22 protein-coding genes are annotated in these 23246 nt (G+C 33.0%); 3 read left to right on the forward strand and 19 right to left on the reverse strand.

Annotated features, from left to right (window positions below):
• Position 1: 1 nt before the first annotated feature.
• The 19 genes from QLQ94_RS11560 to QLQ94_RS11650 form a co-directional block, all read right to left on the reverse strand.
• The gene (locus QLQ94_RS11560) at positions 2–592 is read right to left on the reverse strand and encodes a TetR/AcrR family transcriptional regulator (RefSeq protein ID WP_271335779.1); all 591 of its coding nucleotides are present in this window, start codon (positions 590–592) and stop codon (positions 2–4) included.
• Positions 593–911: 319 nt separating this feature from the next.
• Positions 912–1793, reverse strand: coding sequence for a L,D-transpeptidase (locus QLQ94_RS11565; protein ID WP_482499811.1), 882 nt, complete (start codon positions 1791–1793; stop codon positions 912–914).
• A 110-nt stretch (positions 1794–1903) separates the two neighbouring features.
• Positions 1904–2485: an NUDIX domain-containing protein gene (locus QLQ94_RS11570; RefSeq protein ID WP_482499812.1), complete on the reverse strand. Its 582-nt coding sequence runs from the start codon at positions 2483–2485 to the stop codon at positions 1904–1906.
• 54 nt (positions 2486–2539) lie between these two features.
• Positions 2540–3811 (reverse strand): adenylosuccinate synthase, encoded by a 1272-nt coding sequence (locus QLQ94_RS11575; protein WP_271335782.1) that lies wholly within the window; start codon positions 3809–3811, stop codon positions 2540–2542.
• 94 nt (positions 3812–3905) lie between these two features.
• Positions 3906–4364: a Fur family transcriptional regulator gene (locus QLQ94_RS11580; protein WP_026981862.1), complete on the reverse strand. Its 459-nt coding sequence runs from the start codon at positions 4362–4364 to the stop codon at positions 3906–3908.
• A gap of 183 nt (positions 4365–4547) precedes the next feature.
• A complete protein-coding gene (locus QLQ94_RS11585; protein WP_427402312.1) occupies positions 4548–5084 on the reverse strand; it encodes a hypothetical protein in 537 nt (178 codons plus the stop codon).
• 45 nt (positions 5085–5129) lie between these two features.
• The gene (locus QLQ94_RS11590; RefSeq protein WP_271335785.1) at positions 5130–7352 is read right to left on the reverse strand and encodes a RelA/SpoT family protein; all 2223 of its coding nucleotides are present in this window, start codon (positions 7350–7352) and stop codon (positions 5130–5132) included.
• Positions 7353–7529: 177 nt separating this feature from the next.
• Entirely contained in the window at positions 7530–9068 is a 1539-nt protein-coding gene (locus QLQ94_RS11595) for a serine hydrolase (protein WP_427402313.1), read from the reverse strand.
• A gap of 12 nt (positions 9069–9080) precedes the next feature.
• On the reverse strand, positions 9081–9872 hold the full coding sequence (locus QLQ94_RS11600) for a TrmH family RNA methyltransferase (RefSeq protein WP_271335787.1): 792 nt from the start codon (positions 9870–9872) through the stop codon (positions 9081–9083).
• A gap of 124 nt (positions 9873–9996) precedes the next feature.
• The gene (locus QLQ94_RS11605; protein ID WP_482499969.1) at positions 9997–10941 is read right to left on the reverse strand and encodes a serine hydrolase domain-containing protein; all 945 of its coding nucleotides are present in this window, start codon (positions 10939–10941) and stop codon (positions 9997–9999) included.
• 818 nt (positions 10942–11759) lie between these two features.
• Complete coding sequence (locus QLQ94_RS11610) at positions 11760–12677, reverse strand: DUF2167 domain-containing protein (protein ID WP_271335789.1); 918 nt, start codon at positions 12675–12677, stop codon at positions 11760–11762.
• Between the two features lie 45 nt (positions 12678–12722).
• Positions 12723–13808: a phosphoglyceromutase gene (locus QLQ94_RS11615; protein WP_427402315.1), complete on the reverse strand. Its 1086-nt coding sequence runs from the start codon at positions 13806–13808 to the stop codon at positions 12723–12725.
• 122 nt (positions 13809–13930) lie between these two features.
• Positions 13931–15262: a DUF58 domain-containing protein gene (locus QLQ94_RS11620; RefSeq protein WP_482499813.1), complete on the reverse strand. Its 1332-nt coding sequence runs from the start codon at positions 15260–15262 to the stop codon at positions 13931–13933.
• A 33-nt stretch (positions 15263–15295) separates the two neighbouring features.
• Positions 15296–15847, reverse strand: a complete 552-nt coding sequence (locus QLQ94_RS11625) for a hypothetical protein (protein ID WP_482499815.1) — start codon at positions 15845–15847, stop codon at positions 15296–15298.
• Positions 15848–15962: 115 nt separating this feature from the next.
• Complete coding sequence (locus QLQ94_RS11630; protein ID WP_482499816.1) at positions 15963–16976, reverse strand: AAA family ATPase; 1014 nt, start codon at positions 16974–16976, stop codon at positions 15963–15965.
• A 167-nt stretch (positions 16977–17143) separates the two neighbouring features.
• Positions 17144–18370: a DUF4350 domain-containing protein gene (locus QLQ94_RS11635; protein ID WP_482499818.1), complete on the reverse strand. Its 1227-nt coding sequence runs from the start codon at positions 18368–18370 to the stop codon at positions 17144–17146.
• The gene (locus tag QLQ94_RS11640; RefSeq protein ID WP_482499819.1) at positions 18363–19139 is read right to left on the reverse strand and encodes a DUF4129 domain-containing protein; all 777 of its coding nucleotides are present in this window, start codon (positions 19137–19139) and stop codon (positions 18363–18365) included. Before QLQ94_RS11640 ends, QLQ94_RS11635 begins: the two co-directional genes overlap by 8 nt.
• Complete coding sequence (locus QLQ94_RS11645) at positions 19129–19965, reverse strand: hypothetical protein (protein ID WP_482499821.1); 837 nt, start codon at positions 19963–19965, stop codon at positions 19129–19131. The genes QLQ94_RS11640 and QLQ94_RS11645 overlap by 11 nt, the downstream gene beginning before the upstream one ends.
• A gap of 113 nt (positions 19966–20078) precedes the next feature.
• Positions 20079–21044 carry a stage II sporulation protein M gene (locus QLQ94_RS11650; protein ID WP_271335797.1) on the reverse strand — a complete coding sequence of 322 codons (966 nt, stop codon included), beginning with the start codon at positions 21042–21044 and terminating at the stop codon, positions 20079–20081.
• A 20-nt stretch (positions 21045–21064) separates the two neighbouring features.
• On the opposite strand from QLQ94_RS11650, the gene QLQ94_RS11655 reads away from it, so the two are divergent.
• The 3 genes from QLQ94_RS11655 (at position 21065) to QLQ94_RS11665 (ending at position 23225) form a co-directional block, all read left to right on the forward strand.
• Positions 21065–21808, forward strand: coding sequence for an RDD family protein (locus QLQ94_RS11655; protein ID WP_482499823.1), 744 nt, complete (start codon positions 21065–21067; stop codon positions 21806–21808).
• 136 nt (positions 21809–21944) lie between these two features.
• Entirely contained in the window at positions 21945–22811 is an 867-nt protein-coding gene (locus tag QLQ94_RS11660; protein WP_482499824.1) for a hypothetical protein, read from the forward strand.
• Positions 22812–22820: 9 nt separating this feature from the next.
• Entirely contained in the window at positions 22821–23225 is a 405-nt protein-coding gene (locus QLQ94_RS11665; protein ID WP_482499825.1) for a PH domain-containing protein, read from the forward strand.
• Positions 23226–23246 lie beyond the last annotated feature (21 nt).

Consider the following 23246-nt stretch of genomic DNA (forward strand, 5'->3'; position numbering starts at 1 on the left):
ATCAGGGAGTTAATGCTTTAATAACCAGATTAAATGCTTCGTTGCTAATTTCTTTTGTAAAAGCAAAAGGTTTTCCGGACATTGATTTTCCTTCTCTGTGCAATTCCAAAAGAGAGTAAAGCGATCCGTAAGCAATACTCCAAAAAACTTCGAAGGTGATAGGGAGAAGTTCTTTCTTTTCGATAGCCCTGGTAATGAATTTTGTCATTTCATCTTTAAAGTCTGTTGTGATTTCAGATAAAATGGCATCACCATAAGTAGAATGTTTCAAAAGTTCGATGCAATCCGTTTGAAGTGGAAAATTTAGTGTGTATTTAGATCTGTTATCCCATTGCTTGCGTAAACCGTCTACAAACGACATTTCTGAAGAAAAACCAACTAACATTTCATTAAAGAAATTTTTTCCAATTTCGATTCCAATTTTACGGATAAGATCTTCTTTGTCTGAATAATAAATATAAAGGGTCGCTACAGAAACGCCACATTCTCTGGCTAAACGATTCATCCCAAAACCTTCTACGCCTTGTGAAACCAGCATTTCGATTGCTTTTTGCTTTACAATTTCTTCTTTATTAGTGTCTCTGGTTCTCATTGTTCGAATTAATTATGGTACAAAGATATTAATAATAAATGAACGTTCGCTTATTTATTATAAAAAAAAGGTTCAAAGGTTCAAAGGAACAGAGGGGCAAAGGTTTTAGTTGAGACGAAAAGCAGTATGTCTAAATTGGGTTTTAGCTGAATAGTCGTCAGCTTTAGCTGGAGGACGAAAGGGGATAAAGAAATAGGCTTTAGTCAAATGTAATTGAAATTCTAAAAAAAACTTCGTAGCATAAAACCATAAAACATAAAAAAGCTGCTAATATAATTCGTCAAAATTATATTAGCAGCTTTTTCTTTAATAACAATATTTAGGGAGTTGCAGTTTGTTCTGCTTCTCTAATTTTTTGATTGTCCAAAATCTTTTGTATAAAAGGTTGAGTTTGTGTTTCTATTTCAGCTTCAGAAATGTCAAGAGCTTTTGGATCTTTTACTAATTCGAACCATGGTTTTGGTCCGTCAAAGTTATAACTTCCAAAAACAACTACCGGAGTTCCTTTTACTTTTACATTTTCCTTGTCTTGTAAAATCCATTCATCTGCAAATTTATAAAGATATTTTGCATCATTTTCTTGAAGTCGTAAACAAGAATGTGAGGCTGGATAACCTGGTAATGCGTATTCGTGAAAACCGACACCCAGTTTATTTTCGATATTAAAATTCCATTTTAATTCCCATTCGTCATTAAAAGTACTGGTTGTTTTTTCTGCTTTCCAATTGGTAAAAAATAATCCGGTTGGAGTAGGGTCTTTTTTTCTTCCCATATTTGATGGCCCGGTACGGACTAATTCTCCATTTTCGTAAGCAGCAAATGCTTGTGTAGGATAGGAGAAGATAATTATTTTTGAAACTTCTTCTAAAGCTTTTATATGTAGAGGAAATGGCAGATAATAAACATTATCGCCAGTAAAATCTGCAGGAACAACAACTGAATCCAATTTTGCAAAGTTTGCTTTATCAGTTCTGTTTATGGCATAGGCAATACGAAGTTTTGTACTGTCAGATTCATTTGCTTTTAGCCAGTCCTTTGTTTTTTCAAAATGATAGGATACAGATTTTGGCTTTATATGTTCAATTACCTTTTTTGGTTTTATTTTTTTTGAGGTTTCAGTTGATTCATTTTTTTTACATGAACCTAATAAAACTAATATTAATACAAGTACGATATTTGATGTGTAATATAACTTTTTCATAAACTGGTTTTTTATTACTGTAAAGTTATTTTATTAGTGTCTAATATGAATTACACAATTTCTTGAATTGTTTGTTTGATTTTCATTTAAGTAATCGTGTATTACAAATCTTATATCAATTCTTTTATTTTAGCATGTTGCAGCAATAAAATAGTTTTGGCATCTGTAATTTCGCCGGATTCAATCATTGCATAAGCTTCATCAAAAGTATATTCCAGAACTTCAATGTTTTCCTGTTCAGCATCTAATCCTCCGCCATCATTTACTTTCATGGTTTCGTCGTATTCACCCACAAATAAATAAAGGATCTCTGTTACGGAACCTGGTGACGTATAAGTTTCGATTACTTTTTGAACTTTTTGTAAGCGATAACCTGTTTCTTCTTCGGTTTCGCGAATAACGGCTTGTTCTGCATTGTCCTGATCGAGAAGTCCTGCACAAACCTCAATCATCATTCCGGTTTTATTTCCGTTAAGATAGGTTGGTAAACGAAATTGCCTTGTCAGGATAACTGTTTTCTTTGCAGTGTTATACAATAAAATAGCAGCTCCGTTTCCGCGGTCGTATACTTCGCGAATATGAGATTCTACTTTGCCATCTTTCTTTTGGTAGTCAAAAGTGACCTTGTTTAATATGTACCAATTATCTGAAAGTAATGTTGTGTCAGTAATTTTAATTTCTGGATTTTTCATAATTAGAAATCTTTGTATAAAAAAACGCTCTGGTTATCAGAGCGTTTAGATGTATTATTTTGTTATTGTTTGCTTTCTGTCCGGGCCAACTGATACAATCTTAATTGGCACTCCAACTTCTTCTTCAATAAACTGAATATATTCTTTTAGCTCAATTGGTAATTGATCGTAAGTGGTCAATCCTGTTAAGTCAGCTTTCCATCCTTTAAATTCTTTATAAACAGGAGTTACGTTTTCCGGCTCGATGTTATAAGGAAAGTGAGAAATGTTTTGTCCTTTATAGTTGTATTCTGTACAGATTTTCAAAGTTTCGAATCCTGAAAGAACGTCGCCTTTCATCATCATCAATTGTGTAACTCCGTTTACCTGAACAGCATATTTTAAAGCCACAAGGTCTAACCATCCACAACGTCTTTGTCTTCCTGTAACAGATCCAAATTCGTTTCCAACTTTTGCCATTGTAGCACCAACTTCGTCAAAAAGTTCAGTTGGGAAAGGTCCGCTACCAACACGGGTAACATACGCTTTAAAAATTCCGTATACTTCCTTGATTTTGTTAGGAGCAATTCCTAAGCCTGTACAAGCTCCGGCAGCAGTAGTATTTGATGAAGTTACAAAAGGATAAGTTCCAAAATCAACATCTAATAAAGAACCTTGTGCTCCCTCGCATAAAATAGATTTACCTGCTTTTTGTGCTTGGTAGATATATTCTTCACTGTCAATAAAATCTAATTTTTTTAATTCTTCGATAGCTTCAAAAAATTCTTTTTCAAGTTCAGCTAAGTTATATTGAATCGCTACATCATAAAAAGCAATCATTGCTTCATGCTTGTCTGCTAATGCTCTGTAACGTTCTTTAAAATCTTCTAATTCGATATCACCAACGCGTAATCCGTTTCTACCGGTTTTGTCCATATAAGTTGGACCAATTCCTTTAAGGGTAGAACCAATCTTAGCTTTTCCTTTAGATGCTTCAGAAGCAGCATCAAGTAAACGGTGAGTTGGTAAAATTAAATGTGCTTTTCTTGAAATGATCAATTTGTTTTTGATGTCAAGGTTGAATTTCTCTAAACCTTCAATTTCTTTTTGAAAAACTACCGGATCTATTACAACACCATTACCAATGATGTTTATTGAATTTTTATGAAAAATTCCAGAAGGAATGGTTCTAAGTACATGTTTGATTCCGTCAAATTCTAAAGTATGTCCTGCATTTGGTCCTCCTTGAAAACGTGCAATAATGTCATAATTAGAGGTAAGAACGTCAACAATTTTCCCTTTACCTTCATCTCCCCATTGTAATCCTAGTAATAAATCTACGGTCATTCTGTTTTAATTTGCGTTGAGGCAATCTAAATTGCCCTACTGATTAATGTAGTTAATTTTCTTTTTTTTATTTTTTAAATAATGCCTTTCCGGATTATTGTTTTTGCTTTTTGTTTCCGTAGAAATACAATGAATGATTCGTGATTTCGATATCAAATATTTCTTCGATTGTTTTTTTGATGGTTTGAATTCTTGGATCGCAAAATTCGATTACCTCACCAGAATCAGTCATGATAATATGATCATGCTGTTTATCAAAATATGATTTTTCGTAGTAAGCCTGATTTTGCCCAAATTGATGTTTTCTAACCAAAGCGCAGTCTAACAATAACTCGATCGTGTTGTATAATGTAGCTCTACTCACACGATAGTTCTTGTTTTTCATTTTGATATATAAGTTTTCTATATCAAAATGTTCTTCGCTATCGTAAATTTCCTGAAGTATAGCATAACGCTCAGGAGTTTTGCGATGCCCTTTTTGCTCAAGATACATTGTAAAAACATTTTTTACAATTTCTTGATTCTTAGTGTTGTCAGTTGAAATGAGTGTCATATCCTGCAAAGATAATTTTTTATTTTTAATGAATAAAAGTTTCGGGTTTAAAGTTTAACGTTCATGAGGTATTTGATCAGCAATAAGGCACTATTTGCAGGCTTTTGAGCTGATAAAATTTCCGTTACGCAAACTAACTTAATTAACATAATTATTTTTATTTATGATAAAACTAACATTTGTCTATTTAGACATATACATGTACCAGTTCCATTCCCATGTTTTTCCTTTATCATCAGACATGGCCTGACTCCAAACTGGATTTTTACTATCTCTGGCATCCCAACGAAATACCTGTAATACATCTTTGCCTTCAAAAACATCTTTAGAATAGAAATGTCCAATCTTATTTTCAAAAGAACCAACTACCGGTTTGTCTAAAACGCCTGTATTTGAATCTGACCAATAAATACTCCACAATTTTGTGCGAGGATTAAATAATCTAACCGTCATTCCTTCAAAAGGTTCACCATCAAATGTGGTAAGAAAATTATCGATATTACCAATTCCGTTCAAAATCTTATACATTTCCTGAGTTGAGGGAAATTCGATCCATTCCGTACAATTTGCAAATCTCTTTTTTAATTTTTTATTTCGAATATTTGATTTTCCTTGAAAAAAATCAAAATCATCTTTTGAGGAAGATTCAGAAGCAATAATTAAAAGTTCACCATTTTGATCAAAATGTACTTTTGGAATTTCTAAATCATCGTTTGCCATTATTTAATCCTATTTATATTCCGTTTCTAAATGGAAAGTGTTGATTTAGGTTCTGTATTCTCTTGTAACTTTGTCTACCCCGTCAATTTTTTTAATGGCATTGATCATTTTCTTTAAGATCGTATTGTTCTGAACGATTACTGCAATCTGTCCATGAAAAATTCCGGCATCTGTACTCAGCGAAATACTCTGAATATTCACACTCATATTGTTCGAAATTACTCTTGTCAATTGATTGGTAAGTCCTAAAACATCCATTCCGGTAATATTGATAATGGCTTTGAATTCTTCTTGTGAAGAATCAATCCATTTGGCGCTCATAATTCTATAAGCGTAATTTGACTGCATTCCGATTGCGTTTGGGCAATCTTTTTTATGAACTTTTATTCCTTCGTTTATTGTTACAAATCCAAAAACGTCATCTCCCGGAATTGGGTTGCAACATGGCGAGAGTTTATAATCAAGTTTGTCATGTTCAGTACCAAAAACCAACATATCATAATTACTGCTCATGACAGGTTTATGAATGTCTTCTGCGGCAGTTGGTTCTTTATTTCGTTTAATTTTATTTTTAAAGAAATTGATAAAACTATTGCTTTTCTGCGCAGCGTAATCTTTTAATTGTTGATTTTCAATTGCTCCAAGTCCAACTCTGTAAAATAAATCTAAACTGGTTTTAAGTTTGAAAAAGTTGACCAGTTCATTGATAACTTGTTCGTTGATTGTTATTTTTAAATGTCGAAGTTTTCGGGTAAGTAATTCTTTTCCTTCTTCGGCAATTTTTTTGGTGTTCTCGTTTAGAACGTTTTTAATCTTATTTTTGGCTCTCGAAGTCGTTACGTATTCTAACCAGTTTATGGTTGGTTTTTGATTTGCAGAGGTAATAACTTCGACCTGATCACCACTTTTTAGTTCGTGATTTAAGGGAACCAAACGTCCGTTGACACGGGTTCCTCTGGTTTTAATTCCAATTTCGGAGTGAATGCTAAAAGCAAAATCAAGTGAAGTAGCGCCTTTAGGCAGTGATTTAATTTCTCCTTTTGGTGTAAAAACAAAGATTTCTTTTGAATATAAATTCATTTTAAAATCTTCTACAAAATCTACCGCATTGGTTTCCTGATTTTCAAGTGCTTCACGAAGCAAATTCAGCCAGACATCCAAACCGCTTTCTTCGGTTGCGCCATTTTTGTATTTATAATGTGCAGCGTAACCTTTCTCTGCAATTTCATCCATACGCTCGCTTCGAACCTGTACTTCGACCCAGCGGCCCTTTGGTCCCATAACGGTAATGTGCAAAGCTTCATAACCAGTTGATTTAGGCGAAGAAATCCAGTCACGCAAGCGACTCGGGCTTGGTCTGTAATGATCTGTTACGATCGAATAGATTTTCCAAGCGACAAATTTTTCATCGTGCGGGTCTGATTTATAGACAATTCTTAAAGCGAACTTGTCATAAACTTCGTCAAAACTTACATTTTGAGCGCGCATTTTTCGACGAATCGAATAGATAGATTTCGGACGTCCTTTAATTACATAATCGATGCCTTCATTATCCATAGATTTCTTTAAAACTTCAGAAATATCTTTGATGTAAGCATCTTGTTCTTCTTTCGTTTCTCTGATTCTGCTGACAATATCATTGTAAACAGCAGGTTCTGTATATTTTAAACCTAAATCTTCTAATTTGGTTTTGATATTATAAAGTCCCAGACGATGGGCGAGAGGAGCATAGATATAAAGTGTTTCTGAGGCAATTTTAGTCTGCTTGTATTCTGCCATCGAATCCATAGTTTGCATATTGTGCAAACGATCTGCCAGTTTTATCAAAATTACACGAACATCATCGTTCAGCGTCAGGATCATTTTTCTGAAATTCTCTGCCTGCATCGAAGCATTCAGATCTTTTTGAACCAATGAAATTTTCGTCAGGCCTTCGACTAATTGAGCTACTTTTGGGTTGAATAATCGCTCAATATCTTCGACTGTCATAGGAGTGTCTTCTACAACATCGTGCAATAAAGCCGCAGCAATAGAGGTTGCTCCCAAACCAATTTCAGAAGCTACAATTTTTGCAACTGCAATAGGATGAAAGATATACGCTTCGCCAGATTTACGTCTTTGCTCTTTATGTGCATCAACAGCAACGTCAAATGCTTTACGGATAAGTTTTTTGTCGGTTGGACTTAAAGTCTGATAACTGATTCGAAGTAATTCTTTGTACTCTTGGGCAATTGCTTTGTTTTCTTTCTCAATATCTATTTCTATCATAACGGCATGGTTCAAGTACTAAAAATAAGAATTAGTTTGAATATACGCAAGGGAATGGAGAGTTGATTTTAGAAGGAGTTTATTTTGTTTAAAGTTTCAGGTTTCAGGTTTTTGAGCACTATTTTCTCGCCCACTTTTAAACCTGAAACCTGAAACCTGAAACCTGAAACTTTGAAATTACTCTTTCGTAAAATCTAAATCCTGAAAATCATAACTAAAATCTGTTAACTCAGAAATTGGAAGCATTTTTAGGTTAATAACTTTTCCGTTTTGGTCGTATTTGAAAAGTAAATGAGCATCAGCATGAAAAAAAGCGTTATTCCATTTTACGAGATAGTTTCCGTCTTTATAGAAAAAAACTTCACCAACAAGTTGTGGCGAACGTTTTGATGCAAAATAGGCTTTTCCTTTTTTCTCGGTAATGGTAACTTCTCCAAACCAATTGTCTTTATAAGTTCCGGTAATTTTAGAGAAATCAACTTTTATTTTATCTTTTTTATTTTTTACAACAGTCGCCCAAACTTCATCAGTAACTTTATCTGCAGATGCTTCACTGGCTTTCATCCTATTGCTGTAAAGAGTTACATAATCATCAGATTTAATGCCTAGATAACTGTCTTTGATAGTGTTTGTTATGGCTGTAAATGCGGCTCCGGATTGTTGATTGGTCAAAACGATAATTCCTAAACCTAGTTCAGGAATTAAAGTGGTTTGGGTTACATTTCCTTCCAGACCGCCGGTATGCGAAACTTGCTTGTATCCTTTTACATCGTTTAAAAACCAACCCAGGCCATATCCGTTAAAATGAGTATTGTAAGGAGGTTTTGTTTTAGTTGGAATTATGGTTTGCAATTGCCACATTTCATCGTGTTCTTTCTCTGAAAATAATTGTTTATTGTCGCTGTATTTTCCATTATTAATTTGCAAAATAGCCCATTTGCTCAAATCATTTACACTTGAATAAATTCCTGCTGCGCCATCAAAAAGCTGATTTTCATATCGTTTGATGGTTTTTAGTTTGCCATCAAGCGGAACGTGAGGTGTAATTACGTTTGTTGTGTCTTTTAGACGTTTTACAGAAGCCACGCTGTTATTCATTTCCAAAGGTTTCATGATGCGTTCTTCTACAAAATCTGCCCAGGTTTTTCCGGTGACAACATGAATAATTTCGCCGGCAATAATATACATTAGATTATCATAATCGTATTTAGTTCTAAAACTGGAAACGGGTTTTAAATATCTTAAATTATGAATAATATCTTGTGCTTTAAAGTCACTTCCGTCAGGCCAGATCATCAAATCTCCCGCACCAAGTCCAAGTCCGCTTCTGTGTGTTAATAAATCACGAATTGTGAATTCTCGGGTTACATAATCATCAGACATTTTAAAATCCGGTAGATATTGGGTTACTTTATCATCCCATTTTATCTTGCCTTCATCAACCAGCATTGCAAGTGCAGCTGTTGTAAAAGCCTTACTGTTTGAAGCAATTCCGAAAAGTGTATTTGCATCTACTTTTTGTTGGGTTACAACTGATTTTACACCATATCCTTTTGCAAGAACTACTTTTCCGTCTTTTACAATTGCAACTGCAATTCCGGGAACATCAAAAGCTTTTATGGTACGATTTACCAATTCATCTACTTCCTGATTGGTTATTTGTGCCGTAACGGAGAAACTAAATAATAATGCTAAAAGAGATAATTTGTAATTCATGATGTGATTTTTTTAGTTAAATCCTCGCTGGCGTTTGGCTTCAAAAATTAAAATAGCTGCCGCAACGGAGACATTCATACTGTCGATTTCGCCCTGCATAGGTATAATAATATTTTGAGTTGCAGCATCGCGCCAATCCTGTGTCAATCCTGTGGCTTCTGTGCCTACAACCAAAGCGGTTGGAGTTGTAAAATCCTGTGTATGATAAGAGGTTGAATTTTGTAATGTAGCACAGTAAAAATCAATCTTTTTTTCTTTTAGAAAAGCAATGATTTCGGCCGTTGTTCCTGTGGCAATTTGGTTGGTAAATAAACAACCAACGCTTGATCGCACAATATTTGGATTGTATAAATCACTCTTTGGGTTGGCAATCAAAACGGCATCAAGATTTGCAGCATCTGCCGTACGCAAAAGGGCTCCAATATTTCCTGGTTTTTCAGGTGCTTCGGCGACAATAATCAACGGATTATCTGATAATTTTAAATCAGATAATAACATCGATTTGGTTTTGGCTATAGCCAGAATACCTTCGGTTGTATCGCGATAGGCTAGCTTTTGGTAAACCTCTTTATTGATTTCGATTAACTGAACCGGCGTGTTAACCAATTTATTGATCTGATTTTCAGTGACCAGTTCCGGTAAAAACAGAACGGTTTCTATTTCGTAACCGCCTTTTATTGCTAATGAAATTTCGCGTAAGCCTTCAATCAAAAATGTTCCGGTTTGTTTTCTGGCTTTTGCCTTTTCCTGCAGTAAAACGAGTGATTTTATAAACGGATTTTGTATTGAAGTAATTTGTTTCATTCTTAAAGATACTGAGTTTCTAAGGCGCTAAGATACTGAGATTTTTTTAAAAAAGCGTCAAGGGTTTACAGGTTCAAAGATTTTGTCCTGCGAGGTTTTTCAAAGTCTTTAGGTTTAAAAATATTTATCCTTTCAACTTGGGTCTTATTATTTTTAAGATTTCGGTATGATAATAAAAGGTCTTTTTTATTTCATCAGGATAGTAGGCAATATTTTCAAGTACAATAACACTTGTTTTAGTTTTAGGATAATAATAATTCATAGAAACAAATCCCGGACAAAACCCAGTTTGTCCATATTGTAATATACCATCTATTGTATCTATTGTTATCCCGTAGCCATATGGCGTTTTTCCGAAAATAGGATGATTACGTATCGCATTTTTTTGCTTCGTTTCCAGCATTTTCAAGGTTGTTTTTTTTAATAATTTTCCACCATAGAATTGCTCATTCCATAAGTTTAAATCACGACAGTTTGATATAAAAGAGCCGGCAGCGGCATAATTTTGCAAACTTTTATTTTCGAGTTCAATTGTACCATTTTCAGTTTCCGTATATCCTTTAACTAAATTTTTATATTGCTTAATGTCAGGATGAAAAGTATGTTTCATTCCACATTTTTCAAACATTTTTTTTGATAGCCCTGCAAATGATTCACCAGAAGTTTTCTCAATAATTTTAGCGAGTAAATCATAACCAATTTGCGAATAAGCATATTGAGTTCCAGGTTTAAAAGCAGTTGGTTTATCTAATTCAACGATGCCATGCATGTGTGTCAGTAATTGATGAACCGTAACTGTATCTGCCCAAGACTGTTTTAATTCAGGTAAATATTGATGAATCGGTACAAATAGTTCAACACGTCCTTTGTCATATTCTCTAAGTAAGAGAACGGTAGTAAATTGTTTGCTTATAGAGCCAATTACAAATTGATCATTAAGCTGTAAAGATGCTTTTTTGTTCAGGTCAGAATAACCCAAAGCTTTAAAATATTTTGTTTTTCCTTTTTGAGAAATAAAAATTATTCCGTTAAAAGGTTTTTCTGTTTTAGCAGAAATAAGAGCATCAATTTGCTTTTCAAAATTGGCATTTTGAGCTTAGGCTGTAACTATTATTTCAAAAAATAGAAATAAAAACAATAGTATTTTCTTCATTTAAGATGGATGGGGATTACAGGTAATGATATTTTTTAAAGAGGTACAAAGGTACAAAGCACCAAAGGTTCAAAGTTTTTTGTCTGCATCCTTCGAGGTTTTTAAAATCTCTTAGGTTTAAATTGCTTCCATAATTCTTTGGCTTCTTTTTTTGTCAAAGTCTTTATTAAGTTTTTTGAAAAATCTACATTTATTAGTGGAAAATCACTTTGGTTTTCACCAGTCAAAATCAATGGTTTATTTAAAATTTTACTCACTTGGTTCATGAAACCTAAAATCTTTTTATAATTATCAAATGAATATATTTCCTTCGGATCAATATCAAATTCAATTTCCTCAACTGAAAAAAAATGAAGATTTATGATAATATCGTCAATTATGATAGATGAAATTATTGCTTCAAATTCTCCCGTTTTATCATTCAGATATTGAATTAAATATTCTAAATCAATTTTATTAACCTCTTTATTTTCTCCTGACAGACCATATTCACAATGTGGTTTGCATTGAGGTAATTAATTAAAATTTTCCAATCTTCAATTTTTACATTTTGAACATAAATATCGATCAATGCTCTATCTGGCTCAAAAATCCATTTTATTTCATCCCAATCTATCATTGTGTTAATTTATCATTGTTTTATAAAAAAAGATACCACGAATTCCACGAATTTTCACGAATTAATATTTTGCGTAATGATGGTGAAAATTAGCGGAAATTCGTGGCAAAAAAACTTATTCTTCTGTAGGATTATTTTCTTCTAATAATGCCGTTTCTTCTTCTTGTGGTCTTGTGGTTACCTGATTTTTCTTGCCAAAGAAAAACTTTCTCATGGCTGCAAAACCTGCTGCAATAGCTAAAAATATGATTTTACCAAATTTAGCGATGATAGCAAAGAAACCTACTTTTGCTAAAACTTTTCCGGCAACTAATCCGCCAATAGTCCATGCTGCGACAGTATCTGTATCAGCATCAAAGTCAAGATATTTGTGTCCGTCATTAAACTCAACACTTTTTAATACCTGCGGAATACTGGCTTTTACTTCTGCAAGTTGATCCATTCCTGCAACGGCAGAGATATTGTACATTCCTTTTCGTCCTAAAACTCGCAAATCATAGTTTAAAGTATTTGCTTCGTCTTTTCCAAATTTTAGTTCTTTTGCCCAATGCAAAACTTTTAAATTACTATCGTAGTAAGGTTTTGATGCCCATCCTACTAATTGTACTTCAGGATAATTGCCTTTTTTGCGTTCTTCATTTTCTACTGTTACATCTTCTTTCATTGTTTTTAGCAAATCATCATAGTCAATATCTCCGGCATCATCGTCTTTGACAAAGCCATCTCCTCGATAACTAATGACGAACATCCAGCTATTGCTGTGTGTAACTCCTTTTCCGTCAGGAACAAGAGAGCCTAAAACGCTTTTGTCTTCCGGATTTCCCCATAAATTGGTCAAAATTCCTTGTGTTTGTTCTGCGTTAAGAAATTTAAAACCTTTTGGTACATTTAGTGTTCCGTCTCCTTCCGGTAGCGTAATTTTTCCTGATTGATAATTTAATGTTTTCTCAAAAAGCTCATCGTTATTAGGTTCCTGGGCAATAAGAGGTGTGAAAATGGTCATTAAAAAAAGAAACAATAGTGTTTTTTTCATTTGAATAAATTGGTTTTGGTTGATTATTATTTTGGATTGATTTAATTATTTCTGAAGCAGTTCTGAAATCTCATTCGCAACAGGATGTGAGGTTGTAAATGTGTATCCCATAATTTTTGCAATGGTTTGTGCGATCTGTTTTTGATACAATTGAGATTCTGTTTTTATTTCGCCTTTAGGTGCAATTTCTGGCCCAATTGCGGCAAACCAAATTTCAGATGCACCCGGAACATCAGCTCCATGATCTGTCCATTGTGCTTTTGTTTTATCTCCGCGGCCGTGATCAACGGTGATTAATAAAGTAGTTTTGTTTTTGTATTGAGGATCATTTTGTACAAAATCCCAGATTTCCTTAATCCATTTGTCGACTTGGTTTGCAGCATCAAGATACGATCTGTAGTGACCGTGATGTGCCCATTCATCAGTTTCTCCATAAGCGATATAAAGTACTTTTGGTTTCTTTGTTTTCAGTTCATCCAATGCCTGATAGTGTGTAAAAACATCCAGACATTCATCTTCATGAAAGGGTTTAAACGAATTATTACGCATTTCGTTTAATAGTTTCTGAGTTGCTGTAGGTTTATTTCCTCCCACATTATCAAAGGCAGAAATTACCGGAAAACCACTTCTTTGTTCATTCAAAATTCGGTCAAAAGCATCCCATGCGCCAAAAGCGGCAACTTTACCTTTTAGTTTTTGTTGTTGGTTTAGGAATTCCAAAACATTGACATTCGGATTTGCTTTATAACTATTAGAATTCACAGCAACATCAACGTTTCCGGTCATAATTTCGCTATATCCCGGATAGCTAAACCAATATGGGTTTGAAACATCTACTTTATTTCCTAAATCACGATTGCCGTAAATCTGACCTTTCGTAACAATTTCAGACCATAAAAAAGGCATGATTTTTTTACGTGATGCTGTAAAATCAGCAGCGGCATATTTTTTATAAATATAAGTGCTGTCTCCCTGATTGAATTTTTTGTCATTGGCAATTGCGGGATCTATTCCTTTAAAGATTTCCTGCCATCTAAAACCGTCAGTAGTAATAATAATGATATTTTCTGTCTTTTGCGCATGAGACAAAAGACTTGTAAAAACGAATAGAATTAAAATCAGTTTTTTCATTTTTTTAGAGTTATAAAGGTTCAAAAGAACAAAGATTCAAAGATTTTTTAACTATTTTTAATTGATGTCAGGAACTTGATGTTTTAATAATATAGGCAAAAAAAGCGTTATCATTTTTGCTTCTATAAAATTCCTCTCGCTTTGATTTCTAAATATTTATTGATTGCATCCAAAGTCAGATTTTCAGGTTGTGTCAAAACAGAATGTATTCCGTATTTCTTAAGTTCGTTTGCGATAAGTCGTTTTTCGAACATGAATTTTTCGGCAATTACTTTATCATAAACTTCCTGAATTGTATCCGTTTTTTTGTTGATAATCGCATTCAGTTCAGTATTACTAAAGAAAACAACAACCAGTAAATGACTTTTTGCAATTCCTTTTAAATAAGGTAATTGGCGATTTAAACCGTCCATGGTTTCGAAGTTGGTATATAGAATGATTAAACTTCTTTGGTTAATGTTTTTCTTGATGTCTACATACAAACGGCTGTAATCACTTTCGAAAAAGTCAGTTTTGATGTTGTATAAGGTTTCCAGAATTTTTTGCATCTGAGACGATTTTTTTTCTGCAAAAACTCTGTTTTCTACTTTTTTAGAGAAAGCAAAAATACCTGCTTTGTCTTGCTTTTTCAAAATAACATTTGCTAAAACCAAAGTCGAATTTATAGCGTAATCCAGTAAACTCAATCCATCAAAAGGCATTTGCATGACACGGCCTTTATCGATCGCCATATAAACCGATTGGGATTTTTCGTCTTGAAACTGATTGACCATCAGTGAATTTTTCTTTGCCGTCGCTTTCCAGTTTAAAGTCCTGAGATCATCGCCCTGAACATATTCTTTAATTTGTTCAAACTCCATGGTATGGCCAATTCGGCGAATTTTCTTGATTCCGTATTGGTATAAATTATTCGAAAAAGCCAATAAATCGTATTTTCTCAATTGAATATAAGACGGATAGGTGGGAACCATTTTATCTTTATCGAAAGAATATCTCTTGGAAATTAATTTTAAAGGAGAAGAAACATAGATATTCAGATAGCCAAAATAATATTCGCCACGTTCTGTTGGACGTAAATCATATCCAAATTCTTTTTGCTCAGAAGCTTTAATTGTCTTTATAATTTTGAAATTCCTTACCTGAAACTGAAACGGAATTTCGTCTATGATTTTAGCTGAAATCTTAAACGTATAGTGGTTTTTTATTTGAATTTTTACAGGATTCAAATCACCATTAGAAAGTTTTTCCGGTGTTATTCTTTCTGCCTCTATTCCCGTTTTGGTTATATATAAAAGCAGAGTATCGATTCCTGAAAAAGTAACTAAAACCAAAACTACAAACCAAACGGCATTGTATAAATTAGGAAAAATAAAAGCGCAGACAAACAATCCTATAATGCCTAAAAGCACATAGAAGAAGAAGTTATTGAGGTAAAGGCTTTTTATGAATTTCAATTTAAAAAATATTTAAAGTTTAATTTCTTAATTCTATATTTTAGTCAGGCTGTTATAATCAAATCCTTCTAAGTAGGAGATTTTCCAGATACCGTTTTCTTTAATTGCTTTTACGTTATATTTAGATTTATCCTTCCATTCCGTCCACGTCCAATTTAAAGTAGCCTTGTTGTTATCTATTTTCACGATGCTGATCTTCATGGTTTTCCAATATTCGTCAGGGCTGTCCTGGCAATCACACCACATATTGGCATCATTGCCATAAGGAGGCAAATCCCCAACAAGGTATTCCATTTTATTAGTTTTAAGATTGTCGCCAATTTTTAACCCAATCTTATTGTAATTATCAAGAAATTCTTGTGCAAAAAAGTTCGTTTTTTTTAGTTCTTCTAATCTTTTGGTATGTGCTTTTAAATTCAGGCCAATGTATTTGTCTCCTTTTTTATTTTCAACAACATCAAAGTCCATCTTCGAACTTTTAGTTTCAATCCATTCATAAGTTTTTCTGAGTAAGGATTCAAGCTGCTGCTTATCACTTAAAAAATAGATTGATGCATTTGTTTTTTTCAAAGGCTTAACATCCATTGGTTTAAAACTTACCAATGAAATACAAAAAAGTGATAAAAATAATAGTTTAGAAAATTTCATTAAAAAAAAGATTATTATTTAAAATATAACGACTTAAAACTGCGGCTTAAAACTATCTTGGAATTTCTACAGTTTCAATAATTTGTTTGATAATTTCAGAGCTTGTAATTCCTTCCATTTCACGTTCCGGAGCTACAATCACGCGATGCTGCAAAACCGGAGTTGCTGCTTCTTTAATATCTTCAGGTGTAACAAAATCACGTCCTCGAATGGCTGCGAAACCTTTTGCCGCATTCAAAATCGCAATCGAAGCACGAGGCGAAGCTCCTAAATACAAAAAGGCATTTTCGCGCGTATTTACCACAATTCTGGCAATGTATTCCAATAGATTTTGTTCTACTCTGATTTGTTTGACCAAAGCCTGATATTCTTTTATTTCAGCTCCCGAAAGTATGGTTTTTATAGCTTCCAGTTTTCCATGATCCTTCAGCAAATGTTCTCTTTGTATGATCAGGATTTCTTCCTCTAGTTTTGGATAATCAATCGTGATTTTGAATAAAAAACGGTCTAATTGTGCTTCCGGCAAACGATAGGTTCCTTCTTGCTCAATTGGATTTTGTGTTGCAATAACTAAAAATGGAGTTTCAAGCTGATACGCAAATCCGTCAATTGTGATCTGGCGCTCTTCCATAACTTCAAAAAGAGCAGCTTGCGTTTTAGCAGGAGCACGATTGATCTCATCAATTAAAATCAGATTAGAGAAAATAGGTCCTTTCTTAAACTCAAACTCAGAATTCTTCAGATTAAAAATCGAAGTTCCTAAAATATCTGATGGCATTAAATCCGGAGTAAACTGAATTCTGCTAAAACCAATATTCAGCGTTTTCGACAACAATTTAGCCGTAATAGTTTTAGCAACTCCCGGAACGCCTTCAAGTAAAACGTGACCGTTTGATAAAATAGCAACCAAAAGCTGATCGATCATTTTGTGTTGTCCTACAATTACTGTTTCAAGTTCTTTCTTGATGCTGTTAACGTGATTCAGAAGCGGTCCTAAATTTATTCTTGTTTCAAAATTCACATTTTCATTTGTGATTTCTGTTTCTGTTGTATTGATATCGTCCATGTTTGGTATGTTTTCTTTATATATTTTGGTTACTTTTTGTCATTTCGACGAAGGAGAAATCACATCCAATATTCCGCACCGTTTTTCTCTTTGTGCTATTTTACTTGTGTTCTCTTCGTGTGTGATTTCTCCTTCGTCGAAATGACAAGAAATCGTATTATTTTTATCTAATGTATAATTTTCTCTATTGCATTATTAATTCTAATTAAATCTTCTTCAAGACTGCCGTGATAACTATTGCGATGTTCGTTGATCAAAAATATAAGTTCTTGTATGTCCGTTTCGCTTTTTCCTGTTTTATAATGCAGTTTTTTAATAAAAGTATCATCTAATTTTGTTGTATCAATCAAATATTCGGTTCTGATTTTTTCTAAAAAGTAAATGATTTTTTTATCGATAATATTTTTGTGATCGCCTTCCTGATAATATAAATTTCCAATTGTTTTTGTAAAATCAATTGTTGAATTTGGTAAAGGTTTCAGGATCGGAACAATACGTTGTTTTCGCTTGGCATTAAAAATAATAAAAATCAACATTCCGATTAAAAAGAAATACCATGCCCATTTTAATGCCGGCTGACTTAAGATATAACGCAAAGGCGAGCCGGAAATACTTTCGTTATGCTGTCCTTTTGTATACCAGAAAATATCCCCCTTCGGAATATAGGAAAGCAAGCTTTGTGCATATTCGTAATTATTTCCTTTTAATAAGTGTAAATTAGTAAAAGCGGCAGGCTGTGTATGTAAATAAAAATTACCGTTTTTATAAGGGATTTTTATAAAATTGACATCTTTGAATTTAGGCGTTAGTTTATTTGTATTTCCCTGATAACCCAGAACAACTGTATTAAGTGTATCTATTTTAGAGAAAAAATAATCTCCCATTCCTCCGACTAAATGGTGTTTTTTTGAATCTGATTTTTTATTTGCGAACCAAAATGTGTTTATCTTATTTACGAAGTATTGTGAATCAGAATCGATATCGATTTTCAAACTGTCTAATATAGGTCCCGGCAATGTTTTCATACTTAAAAAAGCATTGTTTCCGTGTGATACAAAATAAAGCAGTTCTTTAGCCGATTGATCATCAATGGTACTAAATTCAGATATGTTGATGAAGGTTCCTTTGATTTTATAATTTTGAGCAAGACTGTCTTCATCATATTTCGAGTCTAAAAATTCATAAGGCGTAAGAGCGGAAACTCTCTCTACTTTGTGATTTTTAAAAAAGCCATTGATTTCCTTGTCAAAAACATATAATCCATACGGGATTTTGTCATTGACAGCATAAGTTGGTCTCCAGTCAATAGGTTTTGGCTGATCACGGTCTGCTATTAAAATTAAGGCTAGAATAATAACCAGAACAGCAATGTATATTTTGATACTTTTATCCATTACTAAAGGTTTTTATAGCATTTTTAAATCGGCTTTCGGCTTTTATAAAAGAGGTTTCATCAATATCAAATTCACCATACCAGATGTAGTTGTATAGATAGGATAAATAGGTGAATTCTTCTTTATGAATTGGTTTTTGAAGTTCGTATAAATAATCAGAATTTGTCTTTTCTATATCCCATTCGATATAATGATTTTGCGCCATAACCTTTAATAACCAAAGATAATAATAGCGAATAACGACCCTTTTTTCTCCGGATTGAAGGCTTTCTTTGATTAGTTTTTCAAAATCCAAAAGATGAATATTCTTTTCTATATCTGAGTAATAGATATTTCTTTTATTGGCGTTTTTTCCAAATATCCATTGTCCTTCTTTATTAATCAGGGCTTTTGCTATTAAATAAATTACAAAAACAATAATTAGTACTGCAATTGTTTTTAGAAAAATCCCAACATAATTGATGGAGGTTTCTGTACTGTGTTCCTTAAAAATACTTCGGTAGATTTTAGCAAGCCATTCGACAAAACGTTGCCATAAACCTTTTTCAGGAACTTTATATTCATACATAAAATCTGAACCGGTATATTTTTTCTTAAAATCTTTAAAAAAAGTTTTCGCTTCTACAGTGTCAGAATCAATTTGAATGTCTTTTTCAGTGTATTGAACAGCCGTTATTTTTGGAGGATCAACTGTATCCAAAGAATCCTGAGCAGTAACATTGCCCCAGAAGAAAAGAAAAGAAAGGATAAGGAGAATTCTAGACATCATTGGATCCAATTAAATCAATATCAGTAGTCGAAGTTTTGTTTTCTGTGTCTAAACTATAATAAATAATACCTTGATTAATAACTAGTATGTTATTAAAAATAGTACTGATTGCAAGTAGTATAATAAAGATCAATGAAATCGTAAATAGGAGTATTGGCGAATCTTCAACTGGTTTTACATCAAAATTAGGATTTACTAATACTGTACCCAGAAAAATAAATATTCCCACAAAATAAAAGAACAATGTTATAGATCCCTGTATCATCTGGATTATTACCATTACTATAAAAGTGGCACCAATTATCGCCCAGAAATCCTTTTTTAGTAAAATATAAGCGTGATTTAAAGACTGAAAAAAGCTTTTTTCCTGAATAAGATAGCTATAAAAACTAAAGTTTATAAAAGCAAATAGAGCCGGAATCGCAATTATTAATAACGGGAAACCAATTAAAACAAAGCACAGAAAAAACAATAAAAGAACAGTTACAACCAAGACAGGGAACAGGATAAAAACCAAACCAAAGCTAAACTTGAACATTTTCCAGATATTCTGTTTAAAAGCAGATAAGATATCTTTTGCGGTAAAATCATTTCTGTTTTTTTCGGCGATCAGTTTTAAATATAAAATAGGATAGGAAGAGTTGAACAGAGATACAATTAACAGGATAAGAACAAAAAGCACCACTACACCAATTAGGAGCGGGTAGTTATTGTTGAAATATTTTAAAAGATAATCTGTTGGCATACCTTTTAGATTATCATTGAATAAAATCCTAAAATTAATTTTTAGAAACCAATACATTAAAGCGCCCGTTACAAGAAGCATTCCTGTATTGATTATGAAAAAAATCTTGAAAAAATGCTTTCCAAAAGTTTTAAAAAAGGTGAAAGTGTCTATGATATAGTCGCCGAGTTCTCGTTTCTTGAAAAGTTCAAACATTATAATGAGGTTGTTTTTTTGTGAACAATAAAGGGATAAACTAAATAGTAAAATGAAATTATCCCTAATGTAATTAGAATGATAAAACTGCTCAGCCAATTGGGCATATCGATAGAATATCGGGTAATATAGCCTTCAAGAAATCCTGCGCTTATGGTAAAAGGAAGTGTGCTCAGAAATATTTTAAAGCTGTTTTTAAACCCTATTTTAAAGGAGTTTATTCTCGAGTATGTTTTAGGAAATAGGATCGAAGCTCCCAGAATAAATCCCGCAGCAGTTTCAATTACGATAGCAAAAATTTCCATTGAACCGTGAATCCAGATGCCGCGAACACTTTTCCAGAAAACGCCCTGCTCATAAAAAAAGTACTGAAAAGCCCCTAACATCAATGAGTTTTGAAGAAAAATGTAAAAACTTCCCAGACCGCCAAAAATTCCATAAATATAACATCTTGCGCCTACATAAAGGTTGTTTATCGTGATGCCAATAAAACTTCCCCAATTGCTTCCGGATTCATAAACGGCCATTGGATTTCCTTTTTTGATATTGTCAAGCGTCATGTTGACATAACCGTCTCCTAAGATCAACCTGACAAAATTTTGATCATATCGTGCCGAAACTACTCCCATGGCAACCGTTGCAAAAAATAAAATAAAGGCATACAGCAAATACCTCCTGTATTCATAAAGGAGTAAAGGAACTTCGGTCTTAAAGAATTCCAGGAATCTGTTTTTTTCGGTACGCTTGGTCTTGTAAATTTTTTGATAAATCTGCGAAGCAAGATGGTTTAAATACACTACTGTTTTACTTTTTGGGTAATACGTTTGAGCGTAAGATAAATCATTCATCATTTGAATGTACAAATTAGCTAACTCATCAGGATTTTTTTTAGCTTTACCAAAAATTGCTAGCTCGAATTCAAGCCATTTTTCTTTATTTTGTTTTATGAAGGCAACTTCTCTCATTGTAGGCTAAAATATAAAATATGTCAGAATTATCTATTAATACAACACAAAATGTTCGAATAAATTTTATTGCCGCTTCTCCCGGAGAACGAATAGGATCTTATTTTATAGATCTGGCTATCAAAGTTGCTTATGTGGCGGTGGTTTCCCTTGTTTTTTTCTATTGGTTAAATTTCTACAAATTATTTCAAACCTTAGACAATTGGTCAAAAGGTTCGATCGTTTTGATCCTTTATTTCCCATTTTTCATTTATTCGCTAACTTTAGAAAGCATTTTTGAAGGTCAAACCATCGGGAAAAAACTAGTCAGGATCAAAGTCGTGAAAATAGACGGTTATCAGGCAGGATTTGGAGATTACTTAATGCGTTGGTTTTTTAGACTGGTAGATATTACACTTTTATACGGTATAGTGGCAGTAGTAAGTGTTGTTTCGAGTAAAAAAGCTCAAAGATTGGGTGATATGGTTGCGGGAACTGCGGTTATAACTTTAAAAAATAAAATAAATATCAGTCATACTATTCTCGAAGAAATAGGAGAGTCGTACGTGCCTACTTATCCCTTGGTAATTAAATTATCTGATAATGATATGCGAATTATTAAAGAGACTTTTCAAAATGCCGAGGCAAGAAATGATCAGGAAGTTATTTATAAATTGGTAGCTAAGATTGAAACTGTGACAGGAATTAAAAATCAATCCGGCAGCGAAAACGATTTTTTAAGGGTGATTTTGAAAGATTACAATTTTTATACGCAGAATATGTAATTAATTTGGTTTTTTGTGCCTGTTTGTTCGGAATTTCGTAACTTTGAGTATGCTTCTATTTTACAAATTTAGGGAGTATATTTTAGAAAAGGCGGATCCGAAAAGCCAAAGAGTAGGAAAATTTAATTTAAATACCATGAACTTTACAAAAGTTATTACCGTAATATTAATAATGTTTGTTTCCGTTTTTACTTTCGCCCAAGGAGGTAAAAAATTGGATAAAATAATAAAAAGAGATTATCAGATTATTGAATGTACGATTGCTAAAATGTCTGACAAAGAGGTTGAATATTCTTTACCGGGAGAAACAATGCGAATAGCGCTTGATGTATCTCAAATTGCCAGAATTGATTTTGCCAGTGGCCGTTCTCAAACTTTTGATATAGCTGCAAACACTGCAAACATCGCAAATACTGTTTCTCCGGATGATTCAGGTCATAGTATAACTTCTGCCGAAATGAAACCCAATACAATTGCCGTATTACCAGTTCCGTATGTGAATTCAGGTACTATGGAGAGTTCTGAAGAAATGGCAAAGTTTGCGCAAAGTGATCTTTATAATAAGTTGCTAGACAAATCTGCAAATCTATTCCCGTTAACTGTTCAGGACTTAAGAGTTACAAATAGTTTATTGCATAAAGCCGGAATTGATTATAAAAATATCGATGAAACTCCAATCGAAGATCTTCAAAAAATCCTTGGAGTAGATAATATCGTTGCAGCAAAAGTTTCTTATACAATTACAGAAGGTTCAACAGCTTCAACTTACAACAGTGGAAGCGCTAAAGTGAGCGACAATAATAAAAAATTAAAAACAAGCGACATTTCTACAACAAATGCCAGTACACAAACGTACTATAACTACATGGTTTATTTTGATATGTATAAAAACGGAACCAAAATTTACTCACAAACCCGTAAACCTTTCCTAAATATAAAAGACAGCTGGATCGATTCTATTTCTTATTTATTGAAAAGAAGTCCGATCTATGTAAAAAGATAATAAGTAGCAATGGAGCAATTCAAGTCTAAAGCAGATGTTTGGCTGATACTATTTTTAGTAGTGATTTTTGGTGCTGTCTTGATTAGTTTAGCGTACGATCAAAAGTGGATTGGTTTTGTATTTATACTCTTCGTAGTTGCTTTTATTTTGCATGTCTTTTTGAATACATATTATATAATCGAAAATGGTAAGTTGACGATTAAATGTGGCTTTTTTATTAATTTGAAAATTGAAATTCAGAGTATAAATAAAATAACTAAAAGCTATAACATTATAAGTTCGCCAGCACTTTCGTTTGACAGAATTGAGATTGTTTACAATCAGTTTGATACAGTCTTGATCTCTCCAAAAGACAGACTTAGATTTATTGAAGCTATTAAGAGAGTTAATCCTCAAATAGAAATAAATATATAGGTTCAAAAACTAAATAATCAA

The sequence above is a fragment of the Flavobacterium sp. B114r genome, from assembly GCF_056824125.1.

What these genes read in the sequence shown, in the direction of transcription:
- QLQ94_RS11585 (WP_427402312.1), bottom strand. Translation starts at nt 5,084, where the DNA reads ATGGCAAACGATGATTTAGAAATTCCAAAAGTACATTTTGATCAAAAT.
- QLQ94_RS11575 (WP_271335782.1), bottom strand. Translation starts at nt 3,811, where the DNA reads ATGACCGTAGATTTATTACTAGGATTACAATGGGGAGATGAAGGTAAA.
- QLQ94_RS11640 (WP_482499819.1), bottom strand. Translation starts at nt 19,139, where the DNA reads ATGATGTCTAGAATTCTCCTTATCCTTTCTTTTCTTTTCTTCTGGGGC.
- QLQ94_RS11655 (WP_482499823.1), top strand. Translation starts at nt 21,065, where the DNA reads ATGTCAGAATTATCTATTAATACAACACAAAATGTTCGAATAAATTTT.
- QLQ94_RS11650 (WP_271335797.1), bottom strand. Translation starts at nt 21,044, where the DNA reads ATGAGAGAAGTTGCCTTCATAAAACAAAATAAAGAAAAATGGCTTGAA.
- QLQ94_RS11560 (WP_271335779.1), bottom strand. Translation starts at nt 592, where the DNA reads ATGAGAACCAGAGACACTAATAAAGAAGAAATTGTAAAGCAAAAAGCA.
- QLQ94_RS11665 (WP_482499825.1), top strand. Translation starts at nt 22,821, where the DNA reads ATGGAGCAATTCAAGTCTAAAGCAGATGTTTGGCTGATACTATTTTTA.
- QLQ94_RS11610 (WP_271335789.1), bottom strand. Translation starts at nt 12,677, where the DNA reads ATGAAAAAAACACTATTGTTTCTTTTTTTAATGACCATTTTCACACCT.
- QLQ94_RS11645 (WP_482499821.1), bottom strand. Translation starts at nt 19,965, where the DNA reads ATGCTTCTTGTAACGGGCGCTTTAATGTATTGGTTTCTAAAAATTAAT.
- QLQ94_RS11615 (WP_427402315.1), bottom strand. Translation starts at nt 13,808, where the DNA reads ATGAAAAAACTGATTTTAATTCTATTCGTTTTTACAAGTCTTTTGTCT.
- QLQ94_RS11595 (WP_427402313.1), bottom strand. Translation starts at nt 9,068, where the DNA reads ATGAATTACAAATTATCTCTTTTAGCATTATTATTTAGTTTCTCCGTT.
- QLQ94_RS11565 (WP_482499811.1), bottom strand. Translation starts at nt 1,793, where the DNA reads ATGAAAAAGTTATATTACACATCAAATATCGTACTTGTATTAATATTA.
- QLQ94_RS11635 (WP_482499818.1), bottom strand. Translation starts at nt 18,370, where the DNA reads ATGGATAAAAGTATCAAAATATACATTGCTGTTCTGGTTATTATTCTA.
- QLQ94_RS11600 (WP_271335787.1), bottom strand. Translation starts at nt 9,872, where the DNA reads ATGAAACAAATTACTTCAATACAAAATCCGTTTATAAAATCACTCGTT.
- QLQ94_RS11660 (WP_482499824.1), top strand. Translation starts at nt 21,945, where the DNA reads ATGAACTTTACAAAAGTTATTACCGTAATATTAATAATGTTTGTTTCC.
- QLQ94_RS11580 (WP_026981862.1), bottom strand. Translation starts at nt 4,364, where the DNA reads ATGACACTCATTTCAACTGACAACACTAAGAATCAAGAAATTGTAAAA.
- QLQ94_RS11625 (WP_482499815.1), bottom strand. Translation starts at nt 15,847, where the DNA reads ATGGATGTTAAGCCTTTGAAAAAAACAAATGCATCAATCTATTTTTTA.
- QLQ94_RS11590 (WP_271335785.1), bottom strand. Translation starts at nt 7,352, where the DNA reads ATGATAGAAATAGATATTGAGAAAGAAAACAAAGCAATTGCCCAAGAG.
- QLQ94_RS11630 (WP_482499816.1), bottom strand. Translation starts at nt 16,976, where the DNA reads ATGGACGATATCAATACAACAGAAACAGAAATCACAAATGAAAATGTG.
- QLQ94_RS11570 (WP_482499812.1), bottom strand. Translation starts at nt 2,485, where the DNA reads ATGAAAAATCCAGAAATTAAAATTACTGACACAACATTACTTTCAGAT.